This window comes from Caulobacter sp. FV1ye6ST (assembly GCF_058681225.1).
In genome coordinates this window covers 1,410,057-1,424,059 of the sequence record NZ_CM178733.1, presented here as the reverse complement: position 1 = coordinate 1,424,059, position 14,003 = coordinate 1,410,057, and the positions used below count along the sequence as shown (strand labels likewise).

The 14,003-nt window shown below is 68.1% G+C and carries 14 protein-coding genes; 8 read left to right on the top strand and 6 right to left on the bottom strand.

Annotated elements, in window-relative coordinates:
• Positions 1–22: 22 nt before the first annotated feature.
• The 3 genes from ACW175_RS06900 to gpmA form a co-directional block, all read right to left on the bottom strand.
• Positions 23–1,285, bottom strand: a complete 1,263-nt coding sequence (locus tag ACW175_RS06900) for a pentapeptide repeat-containing protein (RefSeq protein WP_492103857.1) — start codon at positions 1,283–1,285, stop codon at positions 23–25.
• A 100-nt stretch (positions 1,286–1,385) separates the two neighbouring features.
• Positions 1,386–2,642, bottom strand: a complete 1,257-nt coding sequence (locus ACW175_RS06895) for a pentapeptide repeat-containing protein (protein ID WP_492103856.1) — start codon at positions 2,640–2,642, stop codon at positions 1,386–1,388.
• Between the two features lie 92 nt (positions 2,643–2,734).
• On the bottom strand, positions 2,735–3,448 hold the full coding sequence (gene gpmA, locus ACW175_RS06890; protein ID WP_492103855.1) for a 2,3-diphosphoglycerate-dependent phosphoglycerate mutase: 714 nt from the start codon (positions 3,446–3,448) through the stop codon (positions 2,735–2,737).
• A 164-nt stretch (positions 3,449–3,612) separates the two neighbouring features.
• Here gpmA and ACW175_RS06885 point away from each other — a divergent pair, with 164 nt between their 5' ends.
• The 6 genes from ACW175_RS06885 (at position 3,613) to ACW175_RS06860 (ending at position 9,358) form a co-directional block, all read left to right on the top strand.
• Positions 3,613–3,870, top strand: a complete 258-nt coding sequence (locus tag ACW175_RS06885) for a hypothetical protein (protein WP_492104916.1) — start codon at positions 3,613–3,615, stop codon at positions 3,868–3,870.
• The gene (locus ACW175_RS06880; protein WP_492103854.1) at positions 3,867–4,823 is read left to right on the top strand and encodes a KpsF/GutQ family sugar-phosphate isomerase; all 957 of its coding nucleotides are present in this window, start codon (positions 3,867–3,869) and stop codon (positions 4,821–4,823) included. Before ACW175_RS06885 ends, ACW175_RS06880 begins: the two co-directional genes overlap by 4 nt.
• 98 nt (positions 4,824–4,921) lie before the next feature.
• Positions 4,922–6,418, top strand: coding sequence for a phosphomannomutase/phosphoglucomutase (locus ACW175_RS06875; RefSeq protein ID WP_492103853.1), 1,497 nt, complete (start codon positions 4,922–4,924; stop codon positions 6,416–6,418).
• Between the two features lie 522 nt (positions 6,419–6,940).
• Entirely contained in the window at positions 6,941–7,378 is a 438-nt protein-coding gene (locus ACW175_RS06870; protein WP_492103852.1) for an acetyltransferase, read from the top strand.
• Between the two features lie 61 nt (positions 7,379–7,439).
• On the top strand, positions 7,440–8,729 hold the full coding sequence (locus ACW175_RS06865) for a metal-dependent hydrolase family protein (RefSeq protein ID WP_492103851.1): 1,290 nt from the start codon (positions 7,440–7,442) through the stop codon (positions 8,727–8,729).
• Complete coding sequence (locus ACW175_RS06860; RefSeq protein ID WP_492103850.1) at positions 8,729–9,358, top strand: hypothetical protein; 630 nt, start codon at positions 8,729–8,731, stop codon at positions 9,356–9,358. Before ACW175_RS06865 ends, ACW175_RS06860 begins: the two co-directional genes overlap by 1 nt.
• Positions 9,359–9,360: 2 nt before the next feature.
• Here the strand turns inward: ACW175_RS06860 and ACW175_RS06855 are convergent, their stop codons facing one another.
• Complete coding sequence (locus ACW175_RS06855) at positions 9,361–9,738, bottom strand: response regulator (protein ID WP_492103849.1); 378 nt, start codon at positions 9,736–9,738, stop codon at positions 9,361–9,363.
• Positions 9,739–9,859: 121 nt separating this feature from the next.
• On the opposite strand from ACW175_RS06855, the gene ACW175_RS06850 reads away from it, so the two are divergent.
• A complete protein-coding gene (locus ACW175_RS06850; protein WP_492103848.1) occupies positions 9,860–10,777 on the top strand; it encodes a 5'-methylthioadenosine/S-adenosylhomocysteine nucleosidase in 918 nt (305 codons plus the stop codon).
• A gap of 57 nt (positions 10,778–10,834) precedes the next feature.
• The gene (locus ACW175_RS06845; protein WP_492103847.1) at positions 10,835–11,068 is read left to right on the top strand and encodes a CsbD family protein; all 234 of its coding nucleotides are present in this window, start codon (positions 10,835–10,837) and stop codon (positions 11,066–11,068) included.
• Between the two features lie 107 nt (positions 11,069–11,175).
• Here the strand turns inward: ACW175_RS06845 and upp are convergent, their stop codons facing one another.
• A complete protein-coding gene (gene upp / locus ACW175_RS06840) occupies positions 11,176–11,805 on the bottom strand; it encodes a uracil phosphoribosyltransferase (protein ID WP_492103846.1) in 630 nt (209 codons plus the stop codon).
• A gap of 32 nt (positions 11,806–11,837) precedes the next feature.
• Positions 11,838–14,003: a xanthine dehydrogenase family protein molybdopterin-binding subunit gene (locus ACW175_RS06835; RefSeq protein ID WP_492103845.1), complete on the bottom strand. Its 2,166-nt coding sequence runs from the start codon at positions 14,001–14,003 to the stop codon at positions 11,838–11,840.

Here is a 14,003-nt window from a genome sequence, read left to right as displayed (position 1 = left end):
CCTTTTTCAGATCGGGCCCTGGTCAGGGCAGCGAGAAATCCAAGCCCTGGACCTGGTTCAGGTCCACATCGCGGAAGCTGGCCTTGGCCACCCGCGCGCCCGTGAAATCCGAGCCGCGCAGGTCGGCGCCGTCGAAGACGGCTTCACTGAGATCGGCGGTCTGGACCATGGCGTAGCGCATCCGCGCGCCCTGCAGATTGGACGGGGTCTGACGGTCGGGTCCCAGCGGCAGCGGCGACAGGAAGACCTGCCGCAGGTCGGCCTTGGTCAGGTTGGCGCCGGTCAGCTTGGCGCCGCGCAGGTCCGCGCCGCGCAGGTTGGCCGCGCGCAGGTCGGCGTTCTGCAGATTCGCGCCCTGCAGCTGGGCGCCGGAGAGATCCAGGCCGACCATGCAGGCGCCCTTGGCGCTCATGGCGGTCAGGCGCAGGCCCTTCAGCCTGTCCCCCAGCGGACGCAGGTCCTCGCCGTCGAGGCGGGCGGCCGCGCCCTCCTTGCCGCCGGTCTGGCACCAGCGCTGGTTGTCCAGGCAACGCCGGTAGAGTTCCTGGGCCTTGTCGATCGCCTCGCGGGTCACCGTGACCACCGCGCCGGTCATGCTGGCGCCGCTGATGCGGGCCGTGGAGGTGTCGACCCCCGCCATCACCGCGCCCGACAGGTTCGCGCCTTCCAGGTTGCAGCCCTTGACGTCGGCCCCGTCCAGCATGGCCCCGACCAGATTGGCTTCCTTCAGGTTCGCGCCCGCCAGCTTGGCGCCCCTCAGCGAGCAATCGCTGAAATCGGCCTTGAACGCCGAGACGCCCTCGAACTGCGAGCCGTCCAGGGTGGCGCCCGAGAAGTTGACCTCGTCCACTTCGCCCTGGCGGGTCTCGTGGCGCATCGTCTCGAGGCCCTTGCGGGGGTGCGGGATGGCGATCTGGCCTTCGCGGAAGTCGGCCTGGGTCAGGTCCGCCTGGGCGAGGTTCGCGCCGCGCAAGCAGGCGCCCCGCAGATCCGCGCGGACCAGCGAAGCCTGTCGCATGTCGCTTTTCCGCAGGTCGCAGCCGAACAGGCTCGCGCGGTCCAGTTTGGTGCGGACCATGCGGCAATTCTCGAGGACAGAAGCGGTCAGGTCCGCGTCAATCAGATTTCGGAACGACAGATCTAGGCCCGACAGCTGCATGAAGCGTAGGGAGGCGCGTTTGCCGCCCTGCTTGCCGGTAACGAATTTCTCGTGCGCCGTTACGATCATGTCGAGCTCGGCTTGGCTCAGGCGACGACGCCCGGCCACGCTTTGCGCGGCGTTCATAACGTTGGTTCCCCGTTAGGTTCTTTTCTGAGTTACGCGCACTGTAGCGACGAGGGACGAGCGAAGCGTTAAGCGTGCGTCCGTTTGTCGCGATATTTTCTTAAATAACATCGTCCAGGCCCCGCGCCGCCAGACGGATCGCGCCGGTCAGGTCCACGTCCTTGAGCTGGGCCCCGGTGAAGTTGGCGCGCGACACGTCCGCGCCGGTCATCCGAGCCTGGCGAAGGTCGGCCCGCGCGAGGTCGGCATTGGCCAGGATCGCGCCCGTCAGGTCCACCGGCAGCACGCGGTCGGCGGCGATCAGCAGCGGGCCCAACTGGGCGTCGCGCAGGTCCGAACCGGTCAACTTTGCGCCCTTCAGCCGCGCGCCGCGCAGGTCGGCGCGGCGCAGGTTGCAGGCCCGCAGGTCGGCGCCTTCCAGCTGCGCGCCCTGCATCTGCACGCCCTCCATGTCGAGGCCGTAGAGTACCGCGCCCTTGGCTGACAGGGCCGTCAGGTTGTAGCCGCGGATCGAGCGCAGGTTCCGAAGGTCCGCCTTGTCGAAAACCGACGGCTTGCCCTCGGCACCGCCGGTATCGATCCAGCGCGCGTGGTCGGCGATCATCTGCTCGTACGGCAGGTCCGAGACACTGGTGCCGGACGGTTTGTCGGTCAGCGCGCCTTCCAGGTTGGTGTCGCTGATGTTCCACGACATGGTCTTGGCGCCGACCAGGACGGTGTTGCGCAGGTCGGCCCCGGTCAGGTTGGCGCCCGAAAGGTCGGCGCCGGCCAGATTGGCCCCGTTGAAATTGGCCTGCTTGAGGTTGGCGCGGACCAGCTTGGCGTCCTTGAGGATCGCGTCGCTGAAGTCGGCCTTGGTGGCGACGATGCCCGAAAGGCGCGAGCGCTCGAGGTTGGCGCCTGAGAGATTCGCGCCGGTGGCGTAAGCCTCGCGCTGGGTCAGTTCGATGACGCGGTAGCCTTCCTTGCGGTCGGCGGCGGCGATCGTGCCTTCGCGCAGGTCGGCCTCGAACATGTCGGCGCCGGTCAGGTTGGCGCCGCGCAGGCTGGAGCCACGCAGGTCGGCGCGACGCATCGAGGCGTCCGTCAGGTCCGCCCCCTGCATGTCCGCGCCGTAGAGATTGGCGTTGTCCAGCTTGGTCTTGCGCAGGTCGCAGCCGACCATCATCGCGCCGGTGAAGTCGGCGTCGCACAGGTTGCGGCCGGTCATCGACAGGCCCGACAGGTCGCAGAACGCGAAGACGGCGCGCGCCCCGCCCAGGCGGGCCGACCACAGGCGATCGTGCTTGGCGCAGATGACGTCAACGTCATGCTGCGTCAGGCGCTTGTATTCCTGTGCTGCTGCGGCGGCGCTCATGTCTGGCATGGAATCCCGAGTACGGGGATAACCATGCGCAGAGCAAAATTAACGCCGTGTTTCCAACAGCTTCCGGTGAAGCCGGGAGTCGCTTAGCCGACGCTGGGCAACGCCTCGGCGCGGCCTTCGTCCAGGTAGCGCGCGCTGGTCGGTTTCAAATGGGCGTCAAGCTCGATGACCAACGGGTTGCCGGTCGGAATCTCGACCCCGACGATCTTGTCGTCCGGCACGTTGAACAGGTGCTTGACGATGGCGCGCAGCGAATTGCCGTGGGCGGCGATCAGGACGGTCTCGCCCGCCTTCAGATGCGGAGCGATGTCGCTTTCCCAGTAGGGCAGAACGCGGACCAGGGTGGTCGCCAGGCTTTCGGTCGACGGCAGGTCCGCGCCCTTGTAGCGGCGGTCCTTGCTGAAGTCGTACTCGCCGCCCGGGGCCAGTTCCGGCGGCGGGATGTCGTAGGAACGACGCCAGATGGTCACCTGCTCCACGCCGTGCTTCTCGGCGGTCTCGGCCTTGTTCAGGCCCGTCAGGCCGCCGTAGTGGCGCTCGTTCAGGCGCCAGTCCTTGGTCACCGGCACGAAGCTCTGCTTGGCGGCGTCCAAGGCGAGGTTGCCGGTGCGGATGGCGCGGGTCTGGACCGAGGTGAAGGCGTGATCGATCTCTATGCCGGCGGCCTTGATCAGTTCGCCGCCCTTCCTGGCCTGGGCCTCGCCCTCGGCGGTCAGGTCGACGTCGACCCAGCCCGTGAAGCGGTTTTCCAGGTTCCACTGGCTCTGGCCATGGCGGAGCAGGACGAGGGTCGGCATCGGGCGGCTTCCTTCGCGGATCGGGAGGTATGGGGCGCGGGGCTAAGGCCCCGCGCTCGCGGGGTCAAGCACCGAGCATAGCGCGATCCGTCCGCGCGGGTCCTGTTCCCCCTCCCCCAAGCCGCGCCGCATGCTATAGGCGGGCCATGCCTGATCGCCTTTTCATGCCGCTGATGGGATTGGTCGCCGCCGCGCTGATCGCCCTGTCCCTCGTCTGGCCGCAAGGCCAGGGCGACCGCTCCTGGGGCCCGTTTGGCCACACGCCCGTGCAGCAGACGCCCGAAATGAAGGCGCGGATCCAAAAGGAGAAGGACGCCGCGATCCGTCGCGACGAAGCCGCCAAGAAGGCCGTCGAGGCCGTGGGTCAGATGCCGACTCAGGCTCCTCCCCCCGCGGAGCCCCCGCCCCCGACCCCGCGATGAGCGCTTTCGACGCCATCGTGGTCGGCCGCCGCGTGCTGAGCGCCGAGGCCGAGGCGCTCAACAGCCTGGCCGAGTCGCTGGGCGAGACTTTCGTCCAGGCGGTCGAGACCGTGTTCAACGCCAAGGGGCGGGTCGTCTGCACCGGCATGGGCAAGTCAGGCCACGTGGCCCGCAAGATCGCCGCCACCCTGGCCTCGACCGGGACCTCGGCCATGTTCGTCCATCCCGCCGAGGCCTCGCACGGCGACCTCGGCATGATCGGGTCCGACGACGTGGTCCTGGCGCTGTCCAAGTCCGGCGAGGCGCGGGAGCTGTCCGATCTCATCGCCTACGCCAAGCGGTTCTCGATCCCGCTGATCGCCATGACCGCCTTCGAAGGCAGCCAGCTGGGGCGCGGGGGCGACATCGTCCTGCTGTTGCCCGACGCTCCGGAAGCCACGGCCGAGGTCAATGCGCCGACCACGTCCACAACCCTGCAGATCGCCCTGGGCGACGCCCTGGCCGTGGCCCTGCTGGAACGGCGCGGCTTCACCGCCAGCGACTTCCGCGTCTTCCACCCGGGCGGCAAGCTGGGCGCCATGCTGCGCACCGTCGCCGACCTGATGCACGGGCATGACGAGCTGCCGCTGATCGGCGTCGACGCGGCCATGCCCGACGCCCTGCTGGTGATGAGCGAGAAGCGTTTCGGCGCGGTCGGCGTCGTCGACGGCGGGGGCTTGCTGACCGGCCTGATCACCGACGGCGACCTGCGCCGCCACATGGACGGCCTCCTTCAGCACACGGCCGGTCAGGTCATGACCCAGCATCCGCTGACCATTTCACCTGGCGCTTTGGCCGCCGAGGCGCTGAAGGTCATGAACGAGCGCCGCATTACCGTGCTGTTCGTCGTCGATGCGGGACGCCCGGTCGGCGTGCTGCATGTTCACGACCTGCTCCGCGCCGGCGTGATCTAGGTCACATTCGACTTTATCGAACTTTGTCATGTGAACGTGCTAGTCGCCCGGCCCGCGGGCGGCTACAGCCACCTCACCTAAACTGAAGCGAGCTTTCGATGTTCTCCGCGCCCCGCGCCGACCTCGTCCCGAATACCGCCGCCTACGAGAACGAGCCGCTGGTCAAGGCGACCGGCTTTCGCGAGTACGACGCGCGCTGGCTGTTCGGGCCCGAGATCAACCTGCTGGGCGTCCAGGCGCTGGGCCTGGGCCTGGGGACCTATATCCACGAGCGGGGCCAGTCGAAGATCGTGGTCGGCCACGACTTCCGCTCCTATTCGACCTCGATCAAGAACGCCCTGATGCTGGGCCTGATCAGCGCTGGCTGCGAGGTTCACGACATCGGCCTGGCCTTGTCGCCGACCGCCTATTTCGCCCAGTTCGACCTCGACATCCCGTGCGTGGCCATGGTCACGGCCAGCCATAACGAAAACGGCTGGACCGGCGTGAAGATGGGCGCCCAGAAGCCCCTGACCTTCGGTCCAGACGAGATGAGCCGCCTGAAGGCGATCGTTCTCGGTGCTCAGTTCGTCGAGCGCGACGGCGGCAAGCTGATCCGCGTGGAGGGCGAGGCTCAGCGCTATATCGACGACGTCGCCAAGCGCGCCAGCATCACCCGCCCCCTCAAGGTCGTGGCCGCCTGCGGCAACGGCACGGCCGGCGCCTTCGTCGTCGAGGCCCTGCGGAAGATGGGCGTGGCCGAGGTCGTGCCGATGGACACCGACCTCGACTTCAACTTCCCGAAGTACAATCCCAACCCCGAAGACGCCGAGATGCTGCACGCGATGGCGCACACCGTCCGTGAGACCAAGGCGGATCTGGCCTTCGGCTTCGACGGCGACGGCGACCGCTGCGGCGTGGTCGACGACGAGGGCGAGGAGATCTTCGCCGACAAGATCGGCCTGATGCTGGCCCGTGATCTCGCCCCGCTCCATCCGGGCGCGACCTTCGTGGTCGATGTGAAGTCCACGGGCCTCTACGCCACCGACCCGATCCTGGCCGCCCACGGCTGCAAGGTGATCTACTGGAAGACCGGCCACAGCTACATCAAGCGCAAGAGCGCCGAGCTGGGCGCCCTGGCCGGCTTCGAGAAGAGCGGCCACTTCTTCATGAACGGCGAGCTGGGCTACGGCTATGACTGCGGCCTGACCGCCGCCGCCGCCATCCTGGCCATGCTGGACCGCAATCCTGGCCTGAAGCTGTCGGACATGCGCAAGGCCCTGCCGGTGGCCTTCACCTCGCTGACCATGAGCCCCAAATGCGGCGACGAGGTGAAGTACGGCGTCGTCGACGACGTGGTGAAGGAATACCAGGACCTGTTCGCCGCCGGCGGCTCGATCCTGGGCCGCAAGATAACCGAAGTGATCACGGTCAACGGCGTGCGCGTCCACCTGGAAGACGGCTCGTGGGTCCTGGTCCGCGCCTCGTCGAACAAGCCGGAAGTCGTGGTGGTCGTCGAGAGCACCCAGTCGGAAGACGACATGCGCGCGCTGTTCCGCGAAGAGGTCAAGCCGCGCCTGGGCGACCGGGTCGGCAAGTACAATCAGGAAATCTGATCGGTTCGAACGGCTTAACGAAAAAGGGCCGGCGCATCAGCGCCTGCCCTTTGTCATTGGACGTTCAGCCGCCGGGGATCACACATCCTGATTAGGACGTCTTAGTGCCCCGTTGCGCGACCGTGTCCACGCGCTTCAGGGGCGGCGGGCCGCCCGTCGAGCGGGGATCGTTGAGTCCGCGGAGCGGCGAGGGCAGCGTGCCTGAATAGGTTTTCATCGCGGCGTCGACTTGGACGAGCGGTAGGGCGCGCGGGCGCGGCTCGGGGTCGCGATGAAGAAGCGGAAAACAGGAAGCATGAGCGCCGCGGCGACAACACAGGCCGCCGACAGCTGGAAGAGCCAGTCCATTTGGGAAATCTCAAGTGTCGCCAAGCCCGAACGTTGACCGCGATGCGGTTCGCTCCCGACGGCGACTGATCCTCATATAGGGACCCAAAGCCAAGTTTATCAGGGGCGCCGCGAAATATGTCGGATCCGGCCGATCGGCTGGCGCGCGACGCGGCGACGGGTTAGTCACCGCCCATGATCAAGCTCCGTCCTTCCCGGCCCGAGGACGGCGATCGCGTCGTCGCGATCTGGGCCGCAGCCGTCGACGCCACGCATGATTTCCTGAACCCCGAGGACCGCGCCGCGCTCGGTCGCGAGGTCGAGGACTTTCTCCCCGCCGCGCCGCTAATGCTGGCCGTAGACGACCGCGATCGGCCTCTCGGCTTCATGCTCATCGCAGGCAGCCACATGGAAGCCCTGTTCATCGATCCCCAACATCGCGGAGCGGGCGTCGGCGCCATGTTGATCGACTACGCGCTGGCGGTTCACCCGGTCCTGACCACCGACGTCAACGAGCAGAACAGCCAGGCCCTCGGCTTCTACGAGCACATGGGCTTTGAGCGGACCGGCTGGTCGGCGACCGACGGCCAGGGCCGCCCCTACCCGCTGATCCATCTGCGCTTTGGCGTCTGATCGCTTTGGCGTCCGGGCCGATTTCGGCTTAGCTGCACGGCGTCCCATCGCGAGTCGTCCCATGCGCCGTCTGCTCACCGCTCTCGCCCTGATCCTGGTCTCACCTTGGGCGCCCGGCCTCGCGGCGGCCGCTCAGCCGATCCTGCTGAAGCCCGCCCGGGTGTGGACCGCCGAGAACGCCGGCCCGCCGCGCGAAGGCTGGGCCGTGCTGGTCAAGGACGGCAAGATCGCCGCCATGGGCCCCGCGAGCCAGATAGACGCGACCGGCGCCGAGATCGTCGACCTTCCCGGCGCCACGGTGATCCCGGGCTTGATGGACCTGCACAGCCATCTCTTCCTGCATCCCTACAACGAGACCCTGTGGGACGATCAGGTGCTGAAGGAGACCCCGACCTACCGCACGCTGCGGGCGGCGGTGCAGGCCAAGGCGACGCTGGAGGCCGGCTTCACCACCCTGCGCGACCTGGGAACCGAAGGTGTCGGCGCGGCGGACGTTCCGCTGAAGAAGGCGATCAACGACGGCCTGATCCCGGGTCCGCGCCTGTTCGTGGCGACCAAGGCGATCGTGGCCACAGGCTCCTATGGCCCTGCCCGCAAGAATTACAATCCCGAGGCCGAGCTGCCCCAGGGCGCCCAGGAGGCCAGCGGGGTGCCCGAGGTGATCAAGGCCGTGCGCGAGCAGGCCGGAGCCGGCGCCGACTGGATCAAGGTCTACGCCGACTACCGCGTGGGACCTGACGGCTCCACCCAGCCGACCTTCTCGATCGAGGAATTGAAGGCTTTGGTCGACGCGGCCCATTCCAGCGGCCGGCCGGTCTCGGCCCACGCCTCCAGCGACGAGGGCATGCGTCGGGCGATCGTGGCGGGCGTGGACACCATCGAGCACGGCTACGGCGGCAGCGACGCCACCTTCAAGCTTATGGCCGAGAAGGGCGTGGTGTTCTTCCCGACCCTCACGGCGGTCGAGAGCACCTCGACCTATTTCGGCGGCTATATCGCCGGCAAGACACCGGCAACGGCCGCGATGAACAACGCCGAGCGCGCCTTCAAGCTGGCCGTGAAGAACGGCGTCACCATCGGCATGGGCAGCGACGTGGGCGTCTTCAAGCACGGGGACAACGCCCGCGAGCTCGTCTGGCTGGTCAAGGAAGGCATGAGCCCCGCCCAGGCCCTGCTGGCCGCCACGGCCGTCGACGCCAAGGTGCTGGGCCGGGCCAATGATATGGGTCAGTTGAAGCCCGGCTACCTGGCCGACATCGTGGCCGTGAAGGGCGACCCGACCCAGACGATCGAGGCGACCAGGGACGTCGTCTTCGTCATGAAGGGCGGTCAGATCGTGCGGCGGCCGTGATGCGTCTGGTCCCCGCCCTCCTGTTGCTGACCCTGGCCAACCCCGCGTTCGCCGAGACCGACCCGGGCACGCTGCAACAGCACGACACCTTCCGCGACGCCGCGACCGCGCCGCTGGAGGACCTGAACCTCAAGCAGAAGTCGATTCCGCCGGTCCTGGCCCGCGCGGTGATCGATCCCTACGACCTGACGGGCCTGACCCGCTGCGAGCCGATCGCCGCCGAGGTCGGCCGTCTAGACGCCGCCCTGGGTCCCGACCTCGACGAGGCCCCGCCGCCCGACAATCGTTCGCGCGGCAAGAAGGTGGCCGACGCGGCCTACGGCGCCGGCGTGGCCGGGGTGCGCGACACGACCCACGACCTGCTGCCCTTCCGCGGCTGGATCCGTCGCCTGACCGGCGCGGCCAAGCACGACAAGGCCATCGCCAAGGCGATCCAGTCCGGGGGCGTGCGGCGCGGCTATCTGAAGGGCGTCGGCATGCGGATGAACTGCGCCCCGCCGGCCGCGCCCAGCTGGTTCACGCCGGTCGAGATCAAACCGCCCTCTCCGCCCAAGCCGGTCAGCCTGTTCGAGAACTTCCTGGCCTGGTGCGGCGAGGTCGTGGCCTGGCTAAAAAGCCTGATCGGCTGACCTCAGGCGGACTCCAGCACCGCCAGGACTTCGGCGACCAGTTTGGGACCTTCGAACGGCTTCATCACATAGCCCTTGGCGCCCAGCTGCATGGCCTGGACGATGCGGTCCAGGCGCCCCTCGCCGGTCAGCATCAGCACCGGGATGTCGGCGGCCTCGGAGTCCTTGAGCGCCCTGAGGGCGTCGAGACCGCTCTGGCCGGGGATCCGCACGTCCAGCAGGATCGCGTCGGGCCGGCGCATAGGGATCGCCGCGATCAGCCGGTCGGCGGCGGGAAAGCCCACCACCTCCAGCCCGTCGCGGGCAAGATAGGCCTCGACCAGCTCGAGTGTCGCCTCGTCGTCATCGGCGACATAGATCAGGGGGACGCGTCTGGACATCGCGCCAACCGCCTACGCGGTTTTGGAGGCGTTCGAAAGACTTTCCAGCTGGAATGCGCCTGCGCGCTTGGGGCCGAGCGGCCGGACGGCTAAGCAGAGGCTGTTTCGCCTCGGAGTCGCCATGCGCCCTTCCTTTCCTTCCTTGGCTGCCCTTATTCTGGCCTGCCTGTTCCTCGTCGGCTCGCCCGCCCTCGCGCAGAGATTGGACGAAACCCCCCGCGTGGCGGTGATCTCGGCCTTCCCGCCCGAGATCGGGGCGCTGAACGCCGCGACCAGCGAGCAGAAGACCTTCGACGTCCACGGCGTCCGGTTCGTGACCGGCAGGCTGGAGGGCAAGCCGGTCGTGGTGTTCCTCAGTGGCGTGTCGATGGTCAACGCGGCCATGACCACCCAGATGGCGCTGGACCGCTTCAACATCACCCGCATCGTCTTCTCCGGCATCGCCGGCGGCGTCGACGAGGGCCTGGACATCGGCGATGTCGTGGTCGCCGACCAGTGGGCCCAGAACCTGGAAAGCGCCTTCGCCCGCGAGACCGACAAGGGCTTCGAGGTCTCGTCCAGCATCCGCAACAGCCCGCTCGCCAACTACGGCATGATCTATCCGCGCGCGATCATCCTGCCGGGGACCGACCTGTCGTCGCCGGCCCGCGTGTGGTTCCCGGCCGATCCGGCCCTGCTGGCCACCGCCCGCAAGGTCGCCGCCGAGGTCGCCCTGCAACGCTGCTCGGCCGACAAGTGCCTGGTGCATCCGCCCAAGGTCGTGGTCGGCGGCAACGGCGTCTCGGCCCCGGTGTTCCTCGACAACGCCGGCTATCGCAAATACCTGCGCGCCACGTTCGAGGCCCGCGTCGTGGACATGGAAAGCGCGGCCGTCGCCCATGTGGCCCTGGTCAACGCGACCCCGTTCATCGCCTTCCGCAGCCTCTCGGACCTGGCCGGCGGCGGCGCGGGCGCCAATGAGATGCACACCTTCATGGCCCTGGCCTCGGACAATTCCGCGAGCGTGGTGAAGGCGTTCGTCAAGGCGCTGCCGAACTAGGCCTTGGATCGCTAAGGCTCCGTTCGCGTTCCTTGCGGACAACACGGAGCTTTACCCATGACCCTGCAACGCCCCCTCGCCTTCGCCCTGGTCTCGATGATCGCGCTGACGACCTTGAGCGCCTGCGACAAGGAAGCCGGCCGCAAGCAGGAGACGATCGGCAAGGTCGAGTCCGGCGTGGGCACGGTCGTCGGCGACAAGGACCTGAAGAGCGAAGGCAAGAAGGACAAGGTCGCCGGCAACCTGAAGCAGGGCGAGCTGAAGGACGCCGTCAAGGACGCCAAGAAGTAGAGACGAGTGGCCCGCCCACGCCCTTCGACAGGCTCAGGGTGAGGGCTACTCAGCGCCCTCAGTAGAAACCTCACCCTGAGCCTGTCGAAGGGCGAGGTTTCGGCTCCTCAGCGCGTCCCGAACGTCCGGTCGCCGGCGTCGCCCAGGCCCGGCACGATGTAGCCGTGCTCGTTTAGGGTCGCGTCGATCGCGGCCGTCCAGATCGGCACGTCGGGGTGCGCGGCCTGCAGCGCCTCGACGCCCGGCCGCGCCGCCAACAGACAGACGAAACGCAGATTGGTCACGCCCGCCTGCTTCAGGCGCGAGATCGCCGCGATGGCGGAGTGGCCGGTGGCCAGCATCGGGTCGACCACGATGACCAGGCGGCCGGCGATGTCCTCCGGCGCCTTGAAATAGTACTCGACCGCCTCCAGAGTCTCGTGGTCGCGATAGAGGCCGATGTGGGCCACGCGCGCCGACGGGACCAAGTCCAGCATCCCCTCGCACATGCCCAGGCCCGCGCGCAGGATCGGGGCGAAGACCAGCTTCTTGCCGGCGATCTCATAGGCCGTGGTCGGGGCGACCGGGGTCTCGATCTGGACCGCATCCATCGGCAGGTCGCGGGTGATCTCATAGCAGATCAGCGTCGCGACCTCGCGCATCAGGGTCCGGAAGGTCTTGGTCGAGGTCTGCTTGTCCCGCATCTTGGTCAGCTTGTGCTGGACGAGCGGGTGGCTGACGACGGTGACCTGGGACATGAAGGCGCTCGCTTGAAGAGTATCTCCCGGTCCTAGGCCAGTTGGTCGCCGATCGGCAAGCCGCGGATGCGCTTGCCAGTGGCCGCGAAGATGGCGTTGCACAGCGCAGCCGGCGTCGGGGGATAGGCCGGCTCGCCCAGGCCCGTCGGATTGTTGTCCGACAGCTTGAAATGAACCTCGACCTCGGGCGCGTCGACCATACGCAAAAGCGGGAAGGTATTGAAATTGCCCTGCTTGGCCGCGCCGTTCTCGAAGGTGATCTCCTGGCGCAGGGTCGAGCCGATGGCGTCGAGGATCGAGCCCTGCATCTGCTGCTCGGCGCCGTTCGGATTGACGATCTGGCGGCCCACATCGGCGGCGGCCCAGACCTTGTCGATCTTCAGCGCCCCGTCCTTGACCGTCACCTGCATGACCACCGCCACATAGCCCAGATGGCTGTAATGGCAGGAGACGCCCAGGCCGGAACCCTTGGGCAGCTTGCGACCCCAGCCGGACTTCTCGGCCACGAGGTCCAAAACCCCGCGCATGCGGCCCGTGTGGAAGCTGTCGCCCTTGCCCGGCTCGCCCAGCAGGCGCGGCTCGCCCAGCAGCTCGCGGCGGAAGGCGATCGGATCCTTGCCAGCGGCGACGGCCAGTTCGTCGGTGAAGCTCTGCAGCACGAAGCCGAAGGCGTTGTTGCCCGGCGCCCGCAGCGGCCCGGTCGGCATGCCCAGCGGCATGACCGAGACGTCGACACGGTAGTTGTCCACCGCCCGGCACGGGAACTGGGTGGCGTTGAAGCCGCAGCTGGGCGCGAACTTGTCGCCCTCGCCGAAGCTGACGAAGTGATCCTTCCAGGCCGTGACCTTGCCCGAGGCGTCGAGGCCGGCGGTCAGGTTGTGCCAGGCGCCGGGACGGTAGAAGTCGTGGCGCGTGTCGTCCTCGCGCGTCCAGATCAGCTTGACCGGCGCGCCGGCCTTGGCGGCGATCGCCGCGGCCTCGACCATGTAGTCGTTGTTCAGCCGCCGGCCGAAACCGCCGCCGGCGCGGATCAGATGGATGGTGATCGCCTCTTCCGGCACGTTGAGGGCCGCGGCGACCAGCTTGCGGCCCGGCTCCGGGTTCTGGGTCGGGGCCCAGATCTCGACCTTGCCGTCCTTGACGCTGGCCGTGCAGTTCTGCGGCTCCAGCGGCGCGTGGGCGATGAAGGGATAGCTATAGGTCGCGGCCACGACCTTGGCCGCGCCCTTCAGGGCCGCGTCGACATCGCCGTCCGAACGGTCGGTGCGTTGCGGCGGGGCCTTGGCCAGCTCGGCGGCCTTGGCGGCGAAGCCAGCGCTGGACTGGGCGGCGGTCGGATGCTCGGCCCACTGGATCTCCAGGGCGTTGCGGCCCTTGCGCGCCGCCCACCAGCTGTCGGCCACCACCGCCACGCCGGGCAGCAGTCCGTTGAGATTGGTCCCGCCCTCGATGACGAAGGCGTCGCGAACGCCCTTCACCGCCTTGGCCGGCGCGAGGTCGACGCTGTCCACCTTGGCCCCATAGACCGGCGCCTTGACGAAGGTGGCGAACAGCATGCCCGGCACGACGATGTCGATCCCGTACAGCGGCTGACCCGTGGTGATGGCGTCGAGGTTCTGGCTCTTGTGGCTCTGGCCGATGATCCGGAAAGCCTTGGGGTCCTTCAGGGTCAGGGTCTTGGGGTCGGGCGGCGTCAGGGCGGCGGCGGCTTCGACCAGCTCGCCATAGCCCGCGCGGTGCTCGCCTGAAATGACAACGCCCGGCTCGGTCGAGCAGCTCTCGACCGGCACGTTCCAGCGCGTGGCGGCGGCCTGGATCAACAGCGCCCGGACGGTCGCGCCGACGCGGCGCAGGCCGTCATATTCCAGCGTGGTGGCCATGCTGCCGCCGGCGACCTGGCGGCCATAGACCTTGGCGTCGGCGAGGGCCTGCTCAACCGTCACCGACGACCACTCCACGTCCAGCTCCTCGGCGATCAGCATCGGCAGGGCCGTCTTGATGCCCTGCCCAACCTCCGGAACCTTGGAGGCGATGGTGACCTTGCCGTCCGGCGCGATACGGACATAGGCGTTGACCTGACCGCCGGCCGCGCGACCCTCGCTGGCCATGGTGAAGCTCAGCAGCAGGCCGCCGCCGACGGCCGCGCCGCTTTTCAGGACGAAGCGGCGGGTGGGATCGCGCGGGAGTTCGCCGTCCAT